Genomic DNA, 13,807 nt, shown 5'->3' on the forward strand with positions numbered 1-13,807 from the left:
CCCTTCATGAAAATTCTCACCGCCGCCCAAACCCGCGAGCTCGACCAAGCCACCATCCGCGAGCAGCACCTTACCTCGGCCGAGCTGATGGAGCGCGCTGCAGAAGCCCTGGTGGAATGGTTCTGCAGCTTGCTCGACCAGGAGCAGGCCGGTGAGGTACTGGTGCTGTGCGGGCCCGGCAACAACGGCGGCGACGGCCTGGCCGCCGCCCGGCTGCTGCACCAGGCCGGCTACCAGATGCGCGTGGCCCTGCTGCCCGCCGAGACCCAATCGGCCGACTGGCAGCACAACCGCTTGCACCTGCCCGAAGCCATTCCCGTGGCCGACATCAGCGAGCAGCAGCTTCCCGCGATTCTGCCCGGCACGGTGGTCATCGATGCCTTGTTTGGCACCGGCCTGGCCCGGCCGCTTGCGGGGCTGGCGGCCGCCTTGGTCGCTCACTTGAATGCCGCCCGCGCCCGCGTGGTGGCGGTCGATATTCCCAGCGGGTTGTTTACCGAAGCGCCCCAGCCCAGGGAAGACGTGGCCGTGCGGGCCCAGCACACGGTGAGCTTCGGCACGCCCAAGCTGGCGTTTCTGCTGCCGCAGAACGCCGAATTTGTGGGCGAATGGCACGTAAAAGACATTGGGCTGAGCCAGGAGTTCATTGCCGGTTCAACCACGCCCTGGTACTATACTGACGAGGCCGCCGTGGCCGGGGCCCTGCCGGCCCGGGCCCAGTTCAGCCACAAGGGCACCTTTGGGCACGCCTTGCTGCTGGCCGGCAGCCGGGGCAAGGTGGGCGCCGCCGTGCTGGCGGCCAGGGCCTGCCTGCGCGGCGGCGTGGGCCTGCTCACGGCGCGGGTACCGGGCTGTGGGTACGACATCTTCCAAACCAGCGTGCCCGAAGCCATGTGCCTGGCCGACCCGCAGCCCAATTTTATCAGCGCGCTGCCCGACCTGCAGCCCTACCAGGCCGTGGGCATCGGCCCCGGGCTGGGCCAGGACGCAGCCAGCCTCGCTGTGCTGCAGCAGCTCTTGCAAACCGCCGCGGCTACCACCGCCCACCAGAAACCCCTACCCCTCGTCATCGACGCTGACGCGCTCAACCTTTTGGGCCAGCACCGCGAGCTGCTGGCGCTACTGCCCGAAAACACCGTGCTCACTCCCCACCCCAAGGAGTTTGAGCGCCTCACCGAGCCCGCCCGCGACGACTACCACCGCCTGGAACTGCTGCGCCAATTTGCCCAGCAGCGCCGCTGCCTGGTGCTCCTGAAAGGCGCGTACTCCTGCCTGGCCACGCCCACCGGCGAACTTCACTTCAATAGCACCGGCAACCCCGGCATGGCCACCGGCGGTAGCGGCGACGTGCTCACCGGCCTGCTGCTGGCCCTGCGCGCCGACGCCCGCCTACTCCCTTTCCAGGCTGCCCAGCTTGGCGTGTATGCCCACGGCCGTGCCGGCGACCTAGCCGCTGCCAAGACCGGCCAGGCAGGCCTGATAGCGGGTGACATCGCGCACTACATCGGACCAGCACTGCGGGAGGCGGAGGCGTAATCTAGCAGTTGTTGCGAGCAGCTCAAGAAGCTGTTTGGGCCACCAGCACGATGTAGAGACGCGACACTTCGCGTCTCGTCGTTGAACAATCGCCATCTGGACAACACCTAAACGGCGCAGACGAGGAGACGCGAAGTGTCGCGTCTCTACACTGTTCTGACATGCGAACGATTAACGCAAACCACCTAAAACACAAAATACGCAGCTGCCTGCACGATGAGCAGGCCATCAGTCAGCAAGGCATAGAAGTAGTCGCTGCGAGTTTCGGCGGCGGCGTTTACCACTACGGCCGTGAGCACCGCGGGCAGCAGTACGGCCAAAGGCGAAGCGCCGCGCGCTAGCCCCAGCGCCACCGAGGCCACCAGAAACCCCAGCGCCAGCCGCTTAGCCGCCCTCACGCCCAGCACGCCTGGAAACGTGCGGGTGCCCGCCCGACGGTCGCGCCCGTAGTCGCGAATGTCGAACACGATGGCAATGACCATTATCAGGCAGAACCGTTGGCCCATCAGCCCCGCCACGGTCGCCACCGAATGGTGCAGCACCAGCGCTGGCAGGCCCACCGTCACAGCGGTCCACACGGTGGCTATCAGAAAGCCTTTCAGCAGCGGTACTTCGCGCAGGGCGCGAGGCCGTCCGTGCCACCGCCACAACGGCCACGAATACAGCAGCGCTAGCGCCCCCAGCGGTGCCAGCAAGGGCAGGTAGCGCCACCAGCCATCGGCAAAAAAGAAAAAGCCGGCCACCAGCGCGGCCGTGCCCGCCAGCTCCAGCATGAGCAGGCGGTGGCGCTGCTGCCAGGCTTTGCGGGCCGAGTTGCCGGCCGGCTCGCGGTGCTTGAAGGGCAGCGCCGCATCCAGGTTGTACACGAGCAGGGTAGCCGCAAATACCAGCGTAACCAGCCGGCCCCCGCTTGGCCCAAGCGGGGGCCACTGGTGCAGGGTAGCCGCCGTTTGGGCCGCCGCAGCGGCTGCCAGCCACGCGCTGCTGTAGAGCACGGCATCGAGCAGCCGGCCCAGCGGGTGACGGGGCGCAGCAGAAGCAGATAGCGTTGAGTGGGCCACGGGCGAAATTAGCTCAGCGGCCGCAGTCTGGGCCGGTTTACTTCCCGGTTTCGGCGTGCTCGGCATCCACCGGCTTGCTTTCCGGCGAGCCTTGCTGGCGCAGAAAGATGCTCAGCCCAACGATGCTCACAATGCTGAGAAACTCGCTCTGCCAGTTCTGAAAGGACTCAAACCAGAAGCGCGATGTGCCCAGGTACTGCAGCGTGCTCACCGGCGCCTTGCCCTCGTGCGCCTGCTCGATGGTGTACACTTCGGCCCCGCCCTTGGCATGCAGCCACACGCAGCCGAAAAACAATGCGAAGAGCGCAATGCTGAGCGAGCTTTTGTAGATGGTCAACACCCAGCCGCCCTGGCGTACGGGGCCCGGCGCATTTGGCTTGTTGGGGTCGGGCTCGGCATCCACGTCTTCGTCTTCGTAGAGCTTTTTCGATTCGGAGGAGCCCTTCTGGCGCAGCCACACGGTGAGCACCACGTAGAGGCCCATTTGCAGGAACTCGCTTTCCCAGTTTTCGAAGGTTGCTTCCAGGAAATGGCCGGAAGTGAAGTACTGCCCGGCCGATAGCTGGGCCAGCCCCATTTCCTTTAGCTCGTCGTTGTAGTCGTGCCAGCCCGTGAAGAATTGCCCCGTTAAGGTCAGCAGTACTAACAGGCTAACGACCAGCAACAAACCGTTTTCGTAACAAAAACGCCAAAAAGGCGAAGCAGGACGCTTGATAGTCATGCTTCGCCTTTACGTGAAAAGTGCCTGGAGGGTGGAACCGGCGCAACAAAGCCGGACCATGGCCCGACCGGACGCTGGTTATTCGGCCTTTACCAGCTTCTTCTCGCCGAAGGTTTCTTCGTAGAGCGTAATGCTGTCGTTGATGATGCGGTAGGCATCTTCACGGCCCATAAACCGTTCCACCACCACGTGCTTGTTGTGTTCCAGGGCCTTGTAGTCCTCAAAGAAGCGCTGCATTTCCAGCAGCGTGTGCGGGGGCAGGTCGCTGATGTCGTTGTAGTGGTTGACGGAAATGTCGTGGGCGGCAACGGCGATAATTTTATCGTCCTCCTCGTCTTGGTCCACCATCTGCATCACGCCAATGACTTTGGCCTCCACGAGGCACATGGGCACGATGTCGACGGAGCAGAGCACCAGAATGTCGAGCGGGTCCTTGTCATCGCAATAGGTTTGCGGGATGAAGCCATAGGCGGCGGGGTAGTGCACGGCCGAGAACAGCACGCGGTCGAGCTTCAGCAGGCCGCTTTCTTTATCCAGCTCGTACTTGCCTTTGCTGCCTTTGGGAATTTCAATGATAGACTGAACGACTTTGGGGGTTTCGTCGCCGCGCGTTACATCGTGCCAGGGGTTGAAATGGGGGGTCATGTATCGTAAATGGATTGGGATAAGACAGAACAAAGCTCCCCTCCTTACCAAGGAGGGGACGCTGGCGCAAAGTGCCAGCTGGGGTGGTTGAGCCGTTGAACGATACGCGAACGATTCTAACCCGAGTCGTTCAACGATTCCGCCACCCCCATTCGAGCCACCGGCTCGAACATCCCCTCCTTAGCAAGGAGGGGAGTTGCTACTTAGTATTTCAGTACTTCAGCTAATGGAACTCCTGAGCAGCCGCTAGGTTCCTGGATGTGCAGGAAGCGCGCCAGGGTCGCGGCAATGTCAACCACGTGCACAGGCGCCGTGGATTCGCCGTGCTTTACGTGCCAGCCCCAAAAAAGTAGCGGCACGTGCGTATCATATTGCCAGGAAGCGCCGTGGGTCGTGCCTTTGATCACCGGAAACGAATAGGCTTCGAGCCAGCCGGGCAGCAGCACGGCCAGCACATCGCCGGAACGCGGCGCGTAGAAGCCGTTTTCCTCAAACATGCCGGCGCCGGCGCTCCAGTGCGCGTTTTGCAGGTCGGAGGCGGTGCGGGCCAGGGCCACGCCGGGCAGCGTGCGCAAGATGCCCGCTACTTCTTCCTGGGTTTTGGCCAGGTCCAGGCCTTTCTGGGCCAGCAGGGGGCGGTTGAGGTACACCTGCAGGTTCTCAAAGTCGAGCACCCAGGCACCGAGGCCGTGGCGGCGCGTGAGCACGCGCTGCACCGAGTCGCGCATCTGGGCGATGCCCACGCCGCCGCCGGGCAGGCGGTGCTCCTGCAGGAAGCCCACCGCATGGGCAGCGCCGTGGTCGGCGGTGAGGAACACCAGGGCCTGGCCCTTGCCCACGGTCTTGTCGAGGTCGGCCAGCAAGCGGGCCAGGTCGCGGTCGAGGCGCAGGTAGGTGTCTTCGGTTTCGACGGCATTGGCGCCAAATTGGTGGCCCACGTAGTCGGTGCAGGAGAAGCTCACGGCAAGCATGTCGGTGATGCCGGCGCGCTGGCCCAACTGCTCGGCCCGCAGGGTTTCAATGGCAAAATCGGCGGTGAGGCTGTTGCCGAAGGGCGTGGACCGAATCAGGTCCAGGTTCTGGGGAGCGGGTTGGGGCGATACTTCACCGGCCGCCTTCTCCAACGACTTGACCGAGGCCACCGGCGCGGCGCTCAGCCGCGGTAGGTCGTGGGGGAAGGTGGGCGTGGTTTCGCCCTTAAATACGCTTTCCCACGGCACGTCGTCGGCCGAGCTTTCGGTGTATTGGGCCAAGGGCAGCAGGGTTTCCCAGGGCTTGCTGAGGTACTGCGCCGGCCGGCCCTGGGCGTTGAACTTGGTAACCCACTCCGGCAGCTGCTTCATGTAGAACGTGCTGCTGATGAAGGCGCCGTTTTCGCCGTCATACCAGTAAGCGGCGTTGGCGCCGTTGCCGGCCGGCAGAATGCTGCCCCGGTCCTTCATGCTCAGCCCAATTACCTTGCTCTGGAAGTTGGTGGCCAGCCGCAGCTCATCGCCGATGGTGGTGGTGAGCAGGTGGCGCGGGCTCTGCTGCCCGGCCAGAACGCTGCCGCCTACGGGCTGCACGGTGCGGTCCTCGGTTACGTAGGTGCCGCGGCCGGTTTCGCGCTCCCACCAGTTGTTGCCGATGATACCGTTGGCCGAAGGCGTGGCGCCCGTGTAGATGCTGGCGTGGCCCGGCCCGGTGTAGGTGGGCACGTAGTTGTAGTGGCAGCTTTCGAAGCTAAAGCCTTGGCCCAGCAAGCGCTTGAAGCCGTCATTGCCCAGCTTGCTCCAGTAGCGGTAGAGGTAGTCGTACCGCATCTGGTCAATCACGATGCCAACGACAAGCTTGGGCCGGGGCACTGGCTTGCTCACTTTCTGGCCAAAGGAAGGAACGGCCAGCAACGCCGCCAGCGAAAAGGCTAAAATCTTTTTCAAGAGAAAACAGGTAAGGCTACGTGGGCGCAAAGATACCCCCGCACTCTCTGATGCCGAGCGCCGCAACGCATCTTGCTCGCGCCGTTTGTCATGCTGAGCGCAGGAAGGCATCTTATCACCGCAAAACGACCCTTGCTGACGAGATAAGATGCTTCCTGCGCCAGCATGACAGAAGATTGAATCCCTAACCCATGCGAGATGCTTCGCGGCACGCTGCATGACCGCCCAAAACAAGCTAACTCCTCATCCCTCATTGCCTTGAAACCCTCCCTCATCTTCGACATGGACGGCGTACTCGTCGACAACACGCCCTACCAGGCCCGAGCTTTTCAGCTCTTATTCCGCGACCTGGGCCTGACTACCAATGCCCGACAGCTACTGCGCCGGCTCAACGGCATGCCGGCTACCGACATTCTCAAAACGGTGTTTCGCAACCCCGTGCCTGAGAAGAAGCTCAAGGAATACGCCTCGCAGCGCGAGTTCCTATACCGCACTCTCTACTGGACCAAGCGGCGCGCCATGCCCGGACTGCTTCCCTTTCTAGAGGCCGCCCGCGCCGCCGGGTTCAAAATTGGGCTGGGCACAGGCTCGGCCCCTGAAACCATCACCTATATCATCGACCACCTCGACCTGCGCCGCTACTTCGACGTGGTAGTGGGCAAGGACGATGTGGACAAAGGCAAGCCCCACGCCGATACCTTCACTGCGGTAGCCACTAAGCTGGGCGCAAAGCCCGAAAACTGCATCGTGTTCGAAGACGCCGTATTGGGCGAACAGGCGGCCTATAAAGCCGGCATGCGCGTGGTAGCCGTGGCCTCCTCGCTGAAGGAAAAGGATTTTCAGGCCCCGCTCGCCGTCATTAAAGACTTCACTGGCTTCACCCCCGAGCGGCTGCTGGAGCTACTCGAGCAGCAGGCCCAGGCCCCCAAGCCCGACAAGCAGCGCGCCCAGCGTCAGTACATGCACCTTTAAGCGGCACTATAAAATCATAATAGCCAGTGGTAGAGGCCCCAAGGTTGGCACCCCTACCATTAGGCATCTGCTTATTCCACCGTCAGGGTGCGGGCCACGCGCTGGTCGCCGACTTGTACCTGCACCCGGTACAAACCAGCCGGGCGGCCCAACAAGGGCACCTCAGCAGCGCCGCCCGTTTCCATGAGGCTCACTGGCTGCTCAAATACCACGGTGCCCTGTGCGTCGCTCATCGTCACGGTAGCGCGGGCTGCGCCGGGTACTGCCGGCACTTTCACCGTGGCACGGATGTGCGCCGGATTGGGGTACACGCTCAAATCCGCCAGGGTTTTGGGGGCCTGCGCACGGGCCGTTGGCCCGGCCAATAGCATAAATAATGGCAACGGCATGGCCAGTTGGCGGCTGCTTGAAAGGAGCGCAGCGGAAGTGATGGTGAACATAGCTAAGGTGTGAAAGGACGAAAGAATAGAGGTAGCAGCTTCGCCAGCAGTGCAGCGATGCTGATTCAACGCAGCCATACACGAGTCGGTATGCGGGACTTGCCCAATAGCGGTGCTTTCACGACCAACCCTGGGTCATTCACGACGAACCCTGAAAAGGGACGCTCTTAGCACAAATTTTTGGCGTTCTTCATTCTTTCGAGTGCATAAAAAAGGCCCACCTCTAAGAGAGACGGGCCTTTTTCTATAATTAGCGCTAAATAAAGAACAAGCGCAACCATCGAGCCACCAGTAGGCAGCTCAACCGCGTGCTTGGGCTAGCCAGCCGCCAGTGCTTCAGCACCGCCCACGATTTCGAGAATCTCGGTCGTGATGGCTGCCTGACGCGTCCGGTTGTAAGTCAGCTTGAGGGCCTTGAGTAGCTCACCGGCGTTTTCGGTGGCTTTGTCCATGGCCGTCATCCGGGCGCCGTGCTCCGAAGCGTTGCTTTCCAGCACCGCCTTGTAGAGCTTGATTTTGAGCGACTGCGGAATCAGCGTTTGCACGATTTCCTCCTTGCTGGGTTCGAACAGGTAGTCCACGTTGGCCGTGGTTTCGGCCAGCACATTGGCAATTTTCGCCTCACGTGGCGTGGCAGGAGCCAGCACCGATGCCACTTGCACCAAGGGCAGCAACTGCTCCGTGCGTACAATCTGCGTGGCCACGTTCTTGAACTCGTTGTACACCATCACCACCTCGTCGTAGGTGCCGTTGCGGAAGCCATCCATGGCCACTTCCGCCGCTTCGCGCACCGTCTCAAACGAGAGCTTGGCGAATACGTGCGTGAAGTTGCCCACAATGTTGCCTTTGCGGGTGTAGTAGTCGTGTGCCTTCTTACCAATTGCCAAAAACGAAATGTTGGCGGCCGGCAGATTGGCGTAGCGCTCGGCAACGAGGGCATTCACACCCTTGAACACGTTCGAGTTGAACGCGCCCGCCAGACCGCGGTCCGAGGTAACGGCAATGACCAGCACCTTGCGCACGTCGCGGGCTACGCCGTATTCGCTTACGATGTCGGCATCGGCCGTGCGCGTCAGGTTCGCCAGAATGGTGTTCAGGCGCTGGGCGTAAGGCCGCATCCGGATGATGTTGTCCTGGGCACGGCGCAGCTTGGCCGCCGCCACCATTTTCATGGCTTTGGTAATCTGCTGCGTGCTCGTCACCGACTGAATGCGGCTGCGGACTTCTTTTAAGCTTGCCATTTATCTTAATTATGAGTTATAAATTATGAGTTATGAGTTGAATGCTATGAATAATGAGCGCCTCTCGGCCACTCATTATTCATAACTCATAATTCATAACTTAAACCGCGTAGCTCGCCGACACGTCCTTGGCTACCTCGCGGATGGCCTTGGTGCCAGCGTCCTCCAGCTTACCAGCCTTCAGGGCCTTCAGCACGTCGGGGTAGCGCGAGTTCATCACCTGGCCAAACTCCTTCTCGAACTCACGCACGCGGTTAACCGGAACGCTGTCGAGGAGGCCATTGGTGGCGGCGTAGATGATGGCCACCTGGTCTTCCACCTTCACGGGCGAGAACTGGGGCTGCTTCAGGATTTCAAGGTTGCGACGGCCACGCTCGATGGTGAGCTTGGTCGAGGCGTCGAGGTCGGAACCAAACTTGGCGAAGGCTTCCAGTTCGCGGAACTGAGCCTGGTCAAGCTTCAAGGTACCGGCCACCTTCTTCATCGACTTAATCTGGGCGTTACCACCCACGCGCGATACCGAGATACCCACGTTGATGGCCGGACGCACACCCGAGTTGAACAAGTTCGTCTCGAGGAAAATCTGGCCGTCGGTGATGGAAATCACGTTGGTTGGGATGTAAGCCGATACGTCACCCGCCTGCGTCTCAATCAGGGGAAGAGCCGTCAGCGAACCGCCGCCTTTTACCAAGTGCTTGATGCTGTCGGGCAGGTCGTTCATGTTCCGGGCGATTTCGTCCGAAGCGTTGATTTTAGCGGCCCGCTCGAGCAAGCGGCTGTGCAGGTAGAATACGTCGCCGGGGTACGCCTCACGTCCGGGAGGACGACGGAGCAGCAGCGACACCTCGCGGTAAGCCACGGCCTGCTTCGACAAGTCGTCGTAAACCACGAGAGCGGGACGACCCGTATCGCGGAAGAATTCGCCGATAGCAGCACCGGTAAAGGGAGCGTAGAACTGCAGAGGAGCCGGGTCAGCAGCCGGAGCGGCGACTACCACCGTGTAGTCCATGGCACCGCCTTTGGTCAGCGACTGCACCACCTGGGCGATGGTCGAAGCCTTCTGGCCGATGGCCACGTAAATGCAGAATACGGGCTGGCCCGCTTCGTAGAATTCGCGCTGGTTCAGGATGGTATCGATGGCCACAGCCGACTTACCGGTCTGGCGGTCGCCGATAATCAGCTCGCGCTGACCACGGCCAATCGGAATCATGGCGTCAATTGACTTGATGCCGGTTTGCATCGGCTCGGTTACGGGCTGACGGAAGATTACACCAGGAGCCTTGCGCTCGAGAGGCATTTCGTACAGCTCACCCTGGATGGGGCCACGGCCGTCGATGGGCTGGCCGAGGGTGTTTACCACACGGCCCACGATGCCTTCGCCTACTTTAATCGAGGCAATTTTGCGGGTACGCTTCACGGTGGCGCCCTCTTGGATGCCCGAGTAGTCGCCGAGCAGTACGGCACCTACGTTGTCTTCTTCGAGGTTGAGCACGAGGCCTTGCAGGCCGTTCTCAAACTCAATCAGTTCGCCCGCTTGGGCTTTGCTCAGTCCGTAGATGCGGGCCACACCGTCGCCAATTTGCAACACGGTGCCGACTTCTTCCAGCTCGGCTTCGGACTTGAAATTGGACAGCTGCTGCCGCAGGATTGCGGATACTTCGTCCGGACGTACTTCTGCCATGGTTTGGGAATGTTTAGTATTAAGTATCGGGTAGTCAGTAGTCGGTAAAGGGCGGTTGGTGGTCGGCGGCAGGCCGTCGTTTCCGACTCTCCCCTACCGACGGGTAACTACCAGCTACAGACTACCAGAGTAACTATTTTCTTGCAAAGAGATGCGCATCTTGCGAAGGCTGGTGCGCACCGAATCATCAATCTGGATGTCGCCCACCCGCAGCACGAAGCCACCGATGAGGTCCGCATCCACCTTCTCGGCGAGTTTCACCTGCGTGAGGCCGGTGTGCTGGGTTACCAGCTTTTCCAGCTCCGCGCGTGAGGCCGCAGTCAGCGGGGTGGCCGAAGTCACTTCCGCCATCTGAATGCCCTGCATGGCGTTGTACTGCACCTGAAACTCGGTGCCCATGCTTTCCAGCGCCGCCTCCCGGTTTTTGTCGGTGAGGATGGTGAAGAAACGCATGGTCATGTCCGACACCTTGCCTTTGAAGATGGCGTTCAAGATGGCCAGCTTCTTGTCGTGCTTCACAATCGGGTTGCGCAGCAACAGCCGCAGCTCACGGCTTTCGGCCATGGTCTTGCTCAGCAAGTCCATGTCCTCCTTCACGCTTTCCAGCGTGCCCATTTCCTTGCCCAAGTCGAGGAGCGACTTGGCGTAGCGGGCCGCTACTCGTTGGTCAGCCATTGGATTGTATTAGTTGTTAGTTAGTCGTTGTCAGTTGTCAGGCTCGTTGCTATCGGCGTTTACCGACTTCACAACTGACAACCAACAACCAGCAACTAGTTCAGTTTAACGTCTTTCAGGTACGAATCCACCAGCTGCGTTTGGGCGGCTGGCTCGGCGAGTTCGCGGCGCAGGATGCGCTCGGCGATGTCGACCGACAGCTGGGCGGCGGTGTTTTTCACCTCGGCCAGCGCGGCGTTTTTCTCGGTCTGGATGGCTTCGCGGGCTTGCTGCGTGATGCGGTTGGCTTCTTCCACGGCTTTGGTCTTTTCCGTTTCGCGGAATTGGTTGACCATTACTTGGGCTTCCTGCATCATGCGGTCGCGCTCCTGGCGGGCATCGGCAAGCAATTTTTCGTTACCGGCTTTCAGCTGCTGCATCTCAATTTTGGCCTGGTCGGCCATGCGCAGGGCGCTTTCGATGCTGTCTTCCCGCTCGCGCAACGAAGCCATAATGGGCTTCCAGGCAAACTTGGTCAGGATGAACAGGAGCAGTAAGAACAGGACCGTCTGCCAGAACAGCAGGCCCAATTGGGGGGTGATTAAGTCCATACTCTGTTAGTAATAAGTAGTGAGTAGTAAGTAGCAAGCACCGGGCACGTAGAAAACGACTATCTAGATACTCGCTACTTACTGCTTGATACTAAAGAAAGCAGCCCGCGCCGCGCCGCGAGGGGCGGACGCGCCAGCGGGCTGCCGAACTTGTAGCGGCTACTTCTACAGTTTGAAGCTCACCAGCAGGCAGACTACCACTGCGAACAGGGCCAGACCTTCGATAAGAGCGGCGGCAATCAGCATCACCGTCTGAATTTTACCCGAAGCGTCGGGCTGACGGCCAATGGCGTCCATGGCGCTACCGCCAATGCGGCCGATACCAACACCAGCACCCAAAGCAACCAGACCAGCACCAATACAGGCACCCATTACGGCAAGGTTATTACCGTTTTCGGCAACAGCGGCAACAGCCTGCAAGAACAAAGAGAGAAGCATAAATTTTGAAAAAGAGGGAAAAAAAGAAATTGAAAATCAGCTAATCGCGACTGGGGGGAGGAGCGCCGCGGGTTCGCAGGAAAAACGTGGATTAGTGGGTAGCGTGGGTCGTTTCCGAACCATCGTCGTAGCCCATCTGGAAGTCGGCATCGTGGTGGTCTTCCACGGCACCGCCGATGTACATGGCCGACAGGAGCGTGAAGATGTAGGCCTGCAGCAGCGCCACCAACAACTCCAGCATACTGATAAACAAGCCGAAGGCGAGCGACAGCGGGCTCACAGCCACCGACTTGAACAGGAAAATCAGGCTGATAAAGCTCAGAATGATGATGTGACCGGCCGTGATGTTGGCGAAGAGTCGCACCATCAGGGAAATGGGCTTAATGAAAATGCCCACGATTTCTACCGGCACAATGATGGGGAGCAGCCACAGCGGCACGCCTGGGGGACGGAAGATGTGGCCCCAGTAGTACTTGTTGGAGCTGAACAGCGTGATGAGCAGCGTGGCCACGGCCAGCATGAACGTGACGGTGATGTTGCCGCTCAGGTTGGCTGCGCCGGGCGTGAGGCCCAGCAGATTATTGAACCAGATGAAGAAGAAAATGGTGAGCAGGTACGGCATGTAACGCTCGTACTTCGGGCCGATGCTCTTCTTGGCTACTTCGTCACGAATGAAGATAACAATGGGCTCCAACATGGACTGAATGCCCTTGGGCGCACGGCCGTGGCGCTTGGTGTAGCCGCTGGCCACCGCCCGGAAAATCAGAATCAAAATCACGCAGCTCAGCATGAGCGAGGCTACGTTCTTGGTGATGGAGAAGTCGTAGACCTTGCTGCCGTCTTCGGCGACCAAGTGGCCTTCTTCAATCTTCAGGCCGTTGTAGGTACCGTTGGCCGAGTGGTGAAACTGGCTCGAGGAAAACACCGACAGGCCTTTGCTGGGCTGGTAGGCAATAATGGGCAGCGGCAGGGTAACGTGGGTGCCGGTGTGCTCGTTGCCCAACGTGGCGAAGTGCCATTCGTGCTCGTCGGCAACGTGCTCCATGATTACTTTGCCTGGGTCGAAATTTTCCGACTGGGCGGCTTCAACAGCACCCGTTTCGTGCTGAACTGCAAATGAAGGCAGTGTGAAGAAAAAACAGAGGGCGAGCAGTAAATGCTTCATTAAGGCTGACTTAGGGACGGCAGCGGCGGAAGGAGCGCGCGAGCCGTTTACCCTTATTTTGAAAACGGGCGCAAGTTACTAAGGATAGCCCAGATTTCAAATCCAGCATACAAAAAGTACAGGATGAAGAAGGCAATGAGCAAGCTTATAGTGCCCTGGTTATGCACCCCGCCGGCCCGGTATAAGTAGATGCCCAGCACCAGGATTGACCCCAGGAAACGCAGCACCACGCCGCCGAAATACGCGGCGATGAAATAGTCCTGCTTTACGGCCGTGACGCGGGCGGTGAGGTAATATGTGCCGCCCGTGAGCACGGCCAACAGCAGCAGAACCCGCGCCGAATACGGGTGAATAATGTGGGGGCCAAATTGGGCGCTTAGCAGGTAGATGATGGCGGCCAGCGCCAGGGTGAACGCAGCCAGGTACAGCAGGAAACGGGGCATCGAAAATTATTTCGTGAGGGAGCGGATGACTTGGTAAAGCGCCACAAACAACCCCAGCACCATCAGGCCCACTGTGTAGTACGGGGTGGTATTATGAAAATGGCCGTCGAGCCAGGTGCCGGCCCAGGCACTGAGCCCGATAATGGCCAGCATGGTAAAGGCAATGCCGGAATACTTGGCCACATTACTGGCCTGGTCGGCGGGAGTCTCGGGCTTAGTCGGTTCGGAAGCCATGGCAATGCGGAAAATAACAGGGGCAGAAAGGTAATGGGCAAAAATC

General features: G+C 60.1%; 15 protein-coding genes. 2 read left to right on the plus strand and 13 right to left on the minus strand.

Going from position 1 to position 13,807, the window contains the following annotated elements; genetic code table 11:
• Positions 1-6: 6 nt before the first annotated feature.
• Complete coding sequence (locus AUC43_RS03620; protein WP_068190064.1) at positions 7-1,536, plus strand: bifunctional ADP-dependent NAD(P)H-hydrate dehydratase/NAD(P)H-hydrate epimerase; 1,530 nt, start codon at positions 7-9, stop codon at positions 1,534-1,536.
• A gap of 185 nt (positions 1,537-1,721) precedes the next feature.
• Here AUC43_RS03620 and AUC43_RS03625 read toward each other — a convergent pair whose 3' ends face one another.
• The 4 genes from AUC43_RS03625 to pafA form a co-directional block, all read right to left on the minus strand.
• The gene (locus AUC43_RS03625) at positions 1,722-2,597 is read right to left on the minus strand and encodes a UbiA prenyltransferase family protein (RefSeq protein ID WP_068190066.1); all 876 of its coding nucleotides are present in this window, start codon (positions 2,595-2,597) and stop codon (positions 1,722-1,724) included.
• Positions 2,598-2,634: 37 nt separating this feature from the next.
• Positions 2,635-3,318 carry a DUF6766 family protein gene (locus tag AUC43_RS03630; RefSeq protein WP_068190068.1) on the minus strand — a complete coding sequence of 228 codons (684 nt, stop codon included), beginning with the start codon at positions 3,316-3,318 and terminating at the stop codon, positions 2,635-2,637.
• A gap of 78 nt (positions 3,319-3,396) precedes the next feature.
• Positions 3,397-3,963, minus strand: a complete 567-nt coding sequence (locus tag AUC43_RS03635; protein ID WP_068190071.1) for an inorganic diphosphatase — start codon at positions 3,961-3,963, stop codon at positions 3,397-3,399.
• A gap of 203 nt (positions 3,964-4,166) precedes the next feature.
• Complete coding sequence (pafA, locus tag AUC43_RS03640) at positions 4,167-5,882, minus strand: alkaline phosphatase PafA (RefSeq protein WP_068190073.1); 1,716 nt, start codon at positions 5,880-5,882, stop codon at positions 4,167-4,169.
• Between the two features lie 258 nt (positions 5,883-6,140).
• Here pafA and AUC43_RS03645 point away from each other — a divergent pair, with 258 nt between their 5' ends.
• Positions 6,141-6,854, plus strand: coding sequence for an HAD family hydrolase (locus AUC43_RS03645; RefSeq protein WP_068190075.1), 714 nt, complete (start codon positions 6,141-6,143; stop codon positions 6,852-6,854).
• A gap of 71 nt (positions 6,855-6,925) precedes the next feature.
• Here the strand turns inward: AUC43_RS03645 and AUC43_RS03650 are convergent, their stop codons facing one another.
• The 9 genes from AUC43_RS03650 to AUC43_RS03690 all read right to left on the minus strand — a co-directional run bounded on the left by AUC43_RS03650 (position 6,926) and on the right by AUC43_RS03690 (position 13,761).
• Entirely contained in the window at positions 6,926-7,294 is a 369-nt protein-coding gene (locus tag AUC43_RS03650; RefSeq protein WP_068190077.1) for a T9SS type A sorting domain-containing protein, read from the minus strand.
• Between the two features lie 317 nt (positions 7,295-7,611).
• Entirely contained in the window at positions 7,612-8,535 is a 924-nt protein-coding gene (atpG, locus tag AUC43_RS03655; protein ID WP_068190078.1) for an ATP synthase F1 subunit gamma, read from the minus strand.
• A 100-nt stretch (positions 8,536-8,635) separates the two neighbouring features.
• Positions 8,636-10,216 carry a F0F1 ATP synthase subunit alpha gene (gene atpA, locus AUC43_RS03660; RefSeq protein ID WP_068190080.1) on the minus strand — a complete coding sequence of 527 codons (1,581 nt, stop codon included), beginning with the start codon at positions 10,214-10,216 and terminating at the stop codon, positions 8,636-8,638.
• 114 nt (positions 10,217-10,330) lie between these two features.
• Positions 10,331-10,891, minus strand: coding sequence for an ATP synthase F1 subunit delta (atpH, locus tag AUC43_RS03665; protein WP_068190082.1), 561 nt, complete (start codon positions 10,889-10,891; stop codon positions 10,331-10,333).
• 95 nt (positions 10,892-10,986) lie between these two features.
• Positions 10,987-11,481: a F0F1 ATP synthase subunit B gene (locus tag AUC43_RS03670; protein ID WP_068190084.1), complete on the minus strand. Its 495-nt coding sequence runs from the start codon at positions 11,479-11,481 to the stop codon at positions 10,987-10,989.
• A 165-nt stretch (positions 11,482-11,646) separates the two neighbouring features.
• Positions 11,647-11,919 carry an ATP synthase F0 subunit C gene (gene atpE, locus AUC43_RS03675; protein ID WP_068190087.1) on the minus strand — a complete coding sequence of 91 codons (273 nt, stop codon included), beginning with the start codon at positions 11,917-11,919 and terminating at the stop codon, positions 11,647-11,649.
• 91 nt (positions 11,920-12,010) lie between these two features.
• Positions 12,011-12,964, minus strand: a complete 954-nt coding sequence (gene atpB / locus AUC43_RS03680; protein WP_335340911.1) for a F0F1 ATP synthase subunit A — start codon at positions 12,962-12,964, stop codon at positions 12,011-12,013.
• Positions 12,965-13,137: 173 nt separating this feature from the next.
• Entirely contained in the window at positions 13,138-13,527 is a 390-nt protein-coding gene (locus AUC43_RS03685) for a hypothetical protein (RefSeq protein ID WP_068190092.1), read from the minus strand.
• A gap of 6 nt (positions 13,528-13,533) precedes the next feature.
• On the minus strand, positions 13,534-13,761 hold the full coding sequence (locus tag AUC43_RS03690; RefSeq protein WP_068190094.1) for an AtpZ/AtpI family protein: 228 nt from the start codon (positions 13,759-13,761) through the stop codon (positions 13,534-13,536).
• Between the last annotated feature and the right edge of the window lie 46 nt (positions 13,762-13,807).

The sequence above is a fragment of the Hymenobacter sedentarius genome (assembly GCF_001507645.1).
GTDB classification, from domain to species: Bacteria; Bacteroidota; Bacteroidia; order Cytophagales; family Hymenobacteraceae; genus Hymenobacter; species Hymenobacter sedentarius.

What these genes read in the sequence shown, in the direction of transcription:
- AUC43_RS03620 (WP_068190064.1), top strand. Translation starts at nt 7, where the DNA reads ATGAAAATTCTCACCGCCGCCCAAACCCGCGAGCTCGACCAAGCCACC.
- AUC43_RS03630 (WP_068190068.1), bottom strand. Translation starts at nt 3,318, where the DNA reads ATGACTATCAAGCGTCCTGCTTCGCCTTTTTGGCGTTTTTGTTACGAA.
- AUC43_RS03635 (WP_068190071.1), bottom strand. Translation starts at nt 3,963, where the DNA reads ATGACCCCCCATTTCAACCCCTGGCACGATGTAACGCGCGGCGACGAA.
- AUC43_RS03650 (WP_068190077.1), bottom strand. Translation starts at nt 7,294, where the DNA reads ATGTTCACCATCACTTCCGCTGCGCTCCTTTCAAGCAGCCGCCAACTG.
- atpG (WP_068190078.1), bottom strand. Translation starts at nt 8,535, where the DNA reads ATGGCAAGCTTAAAAGAAGTCCGCAGCCGCATTCAGTCGGTGACGAGC.
- atpA (WP_068190080.1), bottom strand. Translation starts at nt 10,216, where the DNA reads ATGGCAGAAGTACGTCCGGACGAAGTATCCGCAATCCTGCGGCAGCAG.
- atpH (WP_068190082.1), bottom strand. Translation starts at nt 10,891, where the DNA reads ATGGCTGACCAACGAGTAGCGGCCCGCTACGCCAAGTCGCTCCTCGAC.
- AUC43_RS03670 (WP_068190084.1), bottom strand. Translation starts at nt 11,481, where the DNA reads ATGGACTTAATCACCCCCCAATTGGGCCTGCTGTTCTGGCAGACGGTC.
- atpE (WP_068190087.1), bottom strand. Translation starts at nt 11,919, where the DNA reads ATGCTTCTCTCTTTGTTCTTGCAGGCTGTTGCCGCTGTTGCCGAAAAC.
- atpB (WP_335340911.1), bottom strand. Translation starts at nt 12,964, where the DNA reads ATGGAGCACGTTGCCGACGAGCACGAATGGCACTTCGCCACGTTGGGC.
- AUC43_RS03685 (WP_068190092.1), bottom strand. Translation starts at nt 13,527, where the DNA reads ATGCCCCGTTTCCTGCTGTACCTGGCTGCGTTCACCCTGGCGCTGGCC.
- AUC43_RS03690 (WP_068190094.1), bottom strand. Translation starts at nt 13,761, where the DNA reads ATGGCTTCCGAACCGACTAAGCCCGAGACTCCCGCCGACCAGGCCAGT.